Origin of the sequence: Dietzia massiliensis, from assembly GCF_018390595.1 — a bacterium.
Lineage (GTDB): Bacteria > Actinomycetota > Actinomycetes > Mycobacteriales > Mycobacteriaceae > Dietzia > Dietzia massiliensis.
Genome location: NZ_JAHBAV010000009.1, coordinates 59,594 through 66,139, shown reverse-complemented (window position 1 = coordinate 66,139; position 6,546 = coordinate 59,594). Strand labels below are relative to the sequence as shown.

At 69.6% G+C, this 6,546-nt stretch carries 6 protein-coding genes; 5 read left to right on the top strand and 1 reads right to left on the bottom strand.

Annotated features, from left to right (window positions below; genetic code table 11):
- From sucB to KHA85_RS04165, 4 genes are all read left to right on the top strand, one after another.
- On the top strand, window positions 1-1,643 hold a 1,643-nt coding region (gene sucB, locus KHA85_RS04180; protein ID WP_213184885.1), incomplete at its 5' end, for a 2-oxoglutarate dehydrogenase, E2 component, dihydrolipoamide succinyltransferase.
- Between the two features lie 128 nt (window positions 1,644-1,771).
- Complete coding sequence (gene lipB, locus KHA85_RS04175) at window positions 1,772-2,449, top strand: lipoyl(octanoyl) transferase LipB (RefSeq protein WP_213184884.1); 678 nt, start codon at window positions 1,772-1,774, stop codon at window positions 2,447-2,449.
- Window positions 2,450-2,470: 21 nt separating this feature from the next.
- Complete coding sequence (gene lipA / locus KHA85_RS04170) at window positions 2,471-3,487, top strand: lipoyl synthase (RefSeq protein ID WP_213184883.1); 1,017 nt, start codon at window positions 2,471-2,473, stop codon at window positions 3,485-3,487.
- Window positions 3,488-3,582: 95 nt separating this feature from the next.
- Window positions 3,583-4,338, top strand: a complete 756-nt coding sequence (locus tag KHA85_RS04165; RefSeq protein ID WP_213184882.1) for a DUF4191 domain-containing protein — start codon at window positions 3,583-3,585, stop codon at window positions 4,336-4,338.
- Window positions 4,339-4,378: 40 nt separating this feature from the next.
- On the opposite strand, the gene KHA85_RS04160 is transcribed toward KHA85_RS04165, so the two are convergent.
- The gene (locus KHA85_RS04160) at window positions 4,379-4,864 is read right to left on the bottom strand and encodes an RDD family protein (RefSeq protein ID WP_007630298.1); all 486 of its coding nucleotides are present in this window, start codon (window positions 4,862-4,864) and stop codon (window positions 4,379-4,381) included.
- A 218-nt stretch (window positions 4,865-5,082) separates the two neighbouring features.
- Between KHA85_RS04160 and glnA the strand changes: the two genes are divergently transcribed.
- Window positions 5,083-6,516, top strand: a complete 1,434-nt coding sequence (gene glnA, locus KHA85_RS04155) for a type I glutamate--ammonia ligase (RefSeq protein ID WP_213184881.1) — start codon at window positions 5,083-5,085, stop codon at window positions 6,514-6,516.
- Window positions 6,517-6,546 lie beyond the last annotated feature (30 nt).

Sequence of the window (6,546 nt, the reverse complement as noted above, 5' to 3'; positions counted from 1 at the left end):
AGACCGTCGAGGTCGGCGCCACCCTCGCCGTCATCGGCGACGGCTCCGGGGCCTCCGACGACGCGGACGATTCCGACGATTCCGACGACGCGGCTGACGCTCCCGCGTCCGACGCCCAGGGCTCGGACGACGCGTCCGATTCCGCGGACGAGGCCGAGGAGCCCGCTCCCACGAAGTCCTCCGGCGGCTCCGGCGGCGGCACGGGCACCGACGTCACCATGCCCGAGCTCGGCGAGTCCGTCACCGAGGGCACCATCACCCGCTGGCTCAAGTCCGTCGGCGACACCGTCGAGGTCGACGAGCCCCTGCTCGAGGTCTCCACCGACAAGGTCGACACCGAGATCCCCTCCCCCGTCGCCGGCACCGTCCAGAAGATCGTCGCCGAGGAGGACGAGACCGTCGAGGTCGGCGCCACCCTCGCCGTCATCGGCGACGGCTCCGGGGCCTCTGACGACTCGGGCGACGACGACCAGTCGGCCGAGGAGCAGAACGCGACCGACGCCAAGGACGAGAGCGTCGACGCCTCGGGCGAGGACGAGGTCCCGGAGGACACCCCCTCCCCGGAGACCGAGGCCGCGGCCAAGGCGGAGAAGAAGGCCGAGAAGAAGGCCGACAAGCCTGCGCCGAAGAAGTCCTCCTCCGACGAGTCGACCGACTCGGTGCCGAAGCGGGCCGAGCCCGCAGCGGCCGCCAAGGCCGGTAGCTCGCCGTACGTGACCCCGCTCGTGCGCAAGCTCGCGCAGGAGCACGGTGTCGACCTGGACTCCGTCAAGGGCACCGGGATCGGTGGCCGGATCCGTAAGCAGGACGTCCTCGCGGCGGCCGAGGGCGCGGGGACCGACTCCGGTTCCGAGGCCCCCGCCGAGAAGAAGGCGCCCGCCGGCGGCCCGTCGACGGCCGGGGTGCGGCCCGAGCTCGCCGAGCTGCGCGGCACCACCAAGAAGGCCAACCGGATCCGCAAGATCACGGCGCAGAAGACCCGCGAGTCGCTGCAGACCTCGGCCCAGCTCACGCAGGTCTTCGAGGTCGACATGACGCGTGTGGCCCAGCTGCGCTCGAAGGTCAAGGAGCAGTTCGCCGACAAGCACGGCGTCAAGCTCACGTACCTGCCCTTCTACGCCAAGGCGGTCGTCGAGGCCCTGGTCTCGCACCCGAACGTCAACGCGTCCTACGACGAGAGCTCCAACGAGATCACCTACCACGGTTCGGTGAACCTCGGCATCGCCGTGGACACCGAGGCGGGCCTGCTCTCGCCGGTCATCCACAACGCCCAGGACCTGGACATCCCGGGGCTGGCCAAGGCGATCATCGACATCGCCGAGCGGGCCCGGGCGTCCAAGCTCACCCCGGACGACCTGCAGGGTGGCACGTTCACCATCACCAACATCGGCAGCGAGGGGGCCCTGTTCGACACCCCGATCCTCGTCCCGCCGCAGGCGGCGATGCTGGGCACCGGCGCGATCGTGCGCCGTCCCGTGGTGGACGCGGACGCGGACGGCGAGTCGATCGCCATCCGGTCCATGGGCTTCATGCCCATGACGTACGACCACCGCCTCATCGACGGTGCCGACGCGGGCCGCTTCCTCACCACGGTCAAGGACCGGCTGGAGAAGGCCGAGTTCGAGGGCGACCTCGGACTGTAAACACAGCCGGTCCCGCCGACCACGCGACGGGCGTCCTTCCTCCGGGGAGGGCGCCCGTCGTCGTCGTAACCCCCGGTACGGACACACCCTCCCGGGCCGCGCGCGCCCGCGCGGCCTACCCTGGTGTCATGTCTCACACCGGTCAGTCCCTGCGCCGCGATCCGGCCGCCCCGGAGATCCGGCGGCTCGGCACCGTCGAGTACTCCCCCACCTGGGACCTCCAGCGCACCCTGGCCGAGGAGCGCGCCGACGGGCGACGCGGCGACACCGTTCTGCTCCTCGAGCACCCCGCCACCTACACCGCCGGCAAGCGGACTGAACCGTCCGACCGGCCGGTCGACGGCACCCCGGTCGTCGACGTGGACCGCGGCGGACGCATCACCTGGCACGGCCCCGGCCAGCTCGTCGGGTACCCGATCATCGCGCTCACCGATCCGATCGACGTCGTCGAGTACGTGCGCCGCGTCGAGCAGGCCCTCATCACCACCTGTGCCCGGTTCGGAGTGGAGGCAGGCCGTGTCGACGGCCGCTCCGGCGTCTGGTGCGCGGCCTCGGACGGGCGGCCCGAGCGCAAGGTCGCCGCGATCGGCATCCGGGTCCAACGCGGGGTGACGATGCACGGGTTCTCCCTCAACTGCGACTGCGACCTGACCGCGTTCTCCCGGATCGTGCCGTGCGGGATCGTCGACGCCGGGGTCACCTCGCTCACCGCCGAACTCGGCCGCACCGTCACCGTGTCCGACGTTCTCGATCAGGTCAACTCCGACTTGGTGGAGGCGCTCGACGGCCGACTGCCCGTGTCCTGAACCACGCGTAGGCTTGGTGACGTGACTGTGACTCCCGAGGGCCGCAAGCTTCTGCGCATCGAGGCCCGCAACGCCGAGACCCCCATCGAACGCAAGCCGTCGTGGATCCGTACCCGTGCCACGATGGGCCCCGAGTACAAGGAACTCAAGGGCCTGGTGCGAGGTGGCGGTCTGCACACGGTGTGCGAGGAGGCCGGTTGTCCCAACATCTACGAGTGTTGGGAGGACCGCGAGGCCACGTTCCTCATCGGCGGTGAGCAGTGCACCCGTCGCTGCGACTTCTGCCAGATCGACACCGGCAAGCCCTCCGCCCTCGATCGCGACGAGCCCCGTCGCGTCGCCGAGTCGGTCCGCGAGATGGGCCTGCGCTACTCGACCATCACCGGCGTCGCGCGTGACGACCTCGACGACGGGGGCGCCTGGCTCTACGCGGAGACGGTCCGCAAGATCCACGAGCTCAACCCCAATACAGGGGTGGAGAACCTGATCCCCGACTTCAACGGCAACCCCGACCAGCTGGCCGAGGTGTTCGAGTCATGTCCCGAGGTGCTGGCGCACAACCTCGAGACGGTGCCGCGGATCTTCAAGCGGATCCGGCCCGCGTTCCGGTTCGAGCGCTCCCTCGACGTGATCCGAGCCGCCCGCGACTTCGGTCTGGTCACCAAGTCCAACCTCATCCTGGGGATGGGCGAGACCACCGAGGAGATCGTCGACGCGATGCGGGACCTCCACTCCGCCGGGTGCGACATCCTCACCATCACCCAGTACCTGCGCCCCACCCCGCGGCACCACCCCATCGACCGGTGGGTCAAGCCCGAGGAGTTCGTGGAGCTGTCCGACCAGGCGCGCGAGATCGGCTTCGCCGGTGTCATGGCCGGCCCGCTCGTCCGCTCGTCCTACCGCGCCGGTCGCCTGTACGTCCAGGCGCTCGAGCACCGCGGCCAGGAGGTGCCCGAGCACCTGCGGCAGCTCACCTCGGAGGGCTCGGCGTCGCAGGAGGCCTCGAGCGTGCTGGCCCGCGAGGCCGCCCGCGCCTGACCCCGGCACACATCGCGCCGCCCTCGCCCCGTCGCCCTCGGGGCGAGGGCGGCGCGGTTCTCTGACCGCGCCCCACGCCACGTATCCTGAGGGGTATGGCGAAGAGCGAGGTCAGCAAGGCGGACAAGAAGGCGGCCCGGGCCGCACGGCGCGCGGCGGGCAAGGAGCAGCGCGGCCAGATGTGGCAGGCGCTGAAGATCCAGTCCAAGCAGGACAAGCTCCTGTGGCCGCTGATGATCGGTGCGGTCGTCCTCTCGGCCGTGGTCTTCTTCCTCCTCGGCACCCTGTGGGGTGGCGAGTGGTGGATGCTGCCGCTGGGCGTGCTCGTGGGCCTCATGCTCGCGATGGTCGTGTTCTCGCGGCGCGTGCAGAACACCGTGTACGGCAAGGCCGAGGGCCAGCCGGGGGCCGCCGCGTGGGCGCTGGACCAGCTGCGGTCGGGGTGGCGGGTCAACCAGGCCGTCGCCGCCACCACCAGCTTCGACGCCGTCCACCGCGTGGTCGGCCGCTGTGGGATCGTGCTCGTGGGCGAGGGCCAGCCGCACCGTCTCAAGCCGCTCATGACGCAGGAGAAGAAGAAGGTTGCCCGCGTCGTGGGCGACACCCCGATCTACGAGCTGATCGTGGGCGACGACACCGACGCCACCCCGGAGCAGGTGCCGCTGCGCAAGCTCAACCGGCGCCTCACCCGCTACCCGATGAACATCAGCCGCGCCAAGGTCGACGCCCTGGACACCCGGCTGCGCGCGCTGAGCACCAAGACCGGCGTGCAGAACCAGATGCCCAAGGGTCCGGTCCCCCAGGGCGCGAAGGTCCGCAACATCCAGCGCAGCGCCCGCCGCCGGGGCTGACCGGGCTCAACCGGGGCTGACCGGGCTCAGCCGGGGCTGATCAGCGGGAGCGGATGAGCGCCGTGCCGGTGGCGCGGTCGTGCATGCCGCGGCCGTCCTCGTCCTGGATCAGCGGGGGCAGCAGGAAGAAGATGAACACCACCCGCACCAGCGAGCGGACGAAGCCGACGCGCTCCTCCGCGTCCACCCGGGCTGTGCCGATCCCGAGCACCGCCTGACCGGGGGTCTGGGCGAACAGCCACACGCAGACCACGCCGAGCACGCCCCACACCAGCGGCACCGCCCAGCTGGACACCGCCGCGAGCGAGTCCCCGCCCAGCGCACCGGGCCCGCCCACCGACACGATCGCGGCGACCAGGCCGTAGGCCAGGAACCAGTCGATGACGAGCGCTCCGAAACGCACGCCGAGCGGCGCCATCGAGCCGGGGCCGGACTCCGGCAGACCGAGGTTCTCACCCTTGAACTTCTGCTCCGGCCCGCTGCCGGACGTGGGTCCGGACAGCCACGATCCCGCTACATCACGCATGGAGCCAGGGTAGCCCGGCGACCTGCCGTTCCCCATGTCGGCGACCCCCACCCCACGCGACTAGGCTTGCCCCATTGGGAGGGACGCCCCCGGCCGTCTCACGTAACACCGGCGAAACATTCGCTTGACGGCCGGGCAACACCTCGCCCATATCGTGAGGTCACCGCACGACGGGAGACACCGGTTTCCCGTCGCACTTCAGAGACGAGGAGCGAATCGTGGCATTCTCCACGCCGGACGAGGTCATCAAGTACGTCAAGGACGAGGGCGTCGAGTACGTCGACATCCGGTTCACCGACCTGCCGGGTAACGAGCAGCACTTCACGATCGCCGCAGCGGCGTTCGACGAGGACATGTTCGAGGACGGCCTGGCCTTCGACGGCTCCTCCATCCGGGGGTTCCAGTCGATCCACGAGTCCGACATGATGCTCCTGCCGGATGTCGCGACGGCCCGTCTCGACCCCTTCCGCAGGGCCAAGACGCTCAACATCAGCTGCTTCGTCCACGACCCCTTCACCCGTGAGGCCTACAGCCGCGACCCGCGCAACGTCGCCCGCAAGGCCGAGGAGTACCTGCTCTCCACCGGCATCGCTGACACGTGCTTCTTCGGGGCCGAGGCCGAGTTCTTCGTCTTCGACTCCGTCCGCTACGGCTCCGGGACGAATCACGGCTTCTACGAGGTCGATTCGAGCGCCGGCAACTGGAACACGGGCGCCGGCCAGGAGGCCGACGGCTCGCCCAACCTCGGCTACAAGGTCCGCGAGAAGGGCGGGTACTTCCCCGTCGCCCCGTACGATCACTTCGTCGACCTGCGCGACGAGATGTCCACCAACCTCACCAACGCCGGCTTCGAGCTCGAGCGTTTCCACCACGAGGTGGCCGGCGCCCAGCAGGAGATCAACTACAAGTTCAACACCCTGCTGCACGCTGCCGACGACGTCCAGCTGTTCAAGTACATCGTCAAGAACACCGCCTGGAAGAACGGCAAGTCGGCCACGTTCATGCCCAAGCCCCTCTTCGGCGACAACGGCTCGGGCATGCACGCCCACCAGTCGCTGTGGAAGGACGGCAAGCCGCTGTTCCACGACGAGTCCGGCTACGCGGGGCTGTCCGACATCGCCCGCTACTACATCGGCGGCATCCTGCACCACGCGCCGTCGCTGCTGGCGTTCACCAACCCGACGATCAACTCGTACCACCGGCTCGTGCCCGGCTACGAGGCGCCGATCAACCTCGTGTACTCGCAGCGCAACCGCTCGGCCTGTGTCCGCATCCCGATCACGGGCAACAACCCCAAGGCCAAGCGCATCGAGTTCCGTTGCCCCGACTCCTCGGGCAACCCGTACTTCGCGTTCGCCGCGATGATGATGGCCGGCCTGGACGGTGTGAAGAACAAGATCGAGCCGATGGCGCCGGTCGACAAGGACCTCTACGAGCTGCCGCCGGAGGAGGCCGCGGACATCCCGCAGGCGCCCACCTCCCTGCCCGCGGTGATCGACCGTCTCGAGCAGGATCACGAGTACCTCACCGAGGGTGGCGTGTTCACCGAGGACCTCATCGAGAACTGGATCTCGTACAAGCGGGAGAAGGAGATCGCCCCGGTCAACCTGCGGCCTCACCCGCACGAGTTCGAGCTCTACTACGACTGCTGAGCACGCGGCGATCTGATCGCCGGCCCCGCA

Excerpts from the sequence above, each read along its gene's own strand:
- lipB (WP_213184884.1), top strand. The coding sequence starts at position 1,772 with ATGTCTCACACCGGTCAGTCCCTGCGCCGCGATCCGGCCGCCCCGGAG.
- KHA85_RS04165 (WP_213184882.1), top strand. The coding sequence starts at position 3,583 with ATGGCGAAGAGCGAGGTCAGCAAGGCGGACAAGAAGGCGGCCCGGGCC.
- KHA85_RS04160 (WP_007630298.1), bottom strand. The coding sequence starts at position 4,864 with ATGCGTGATGTAGCGGGATCGTGGCTGTCCGGACCCACGTCCGGCAGC.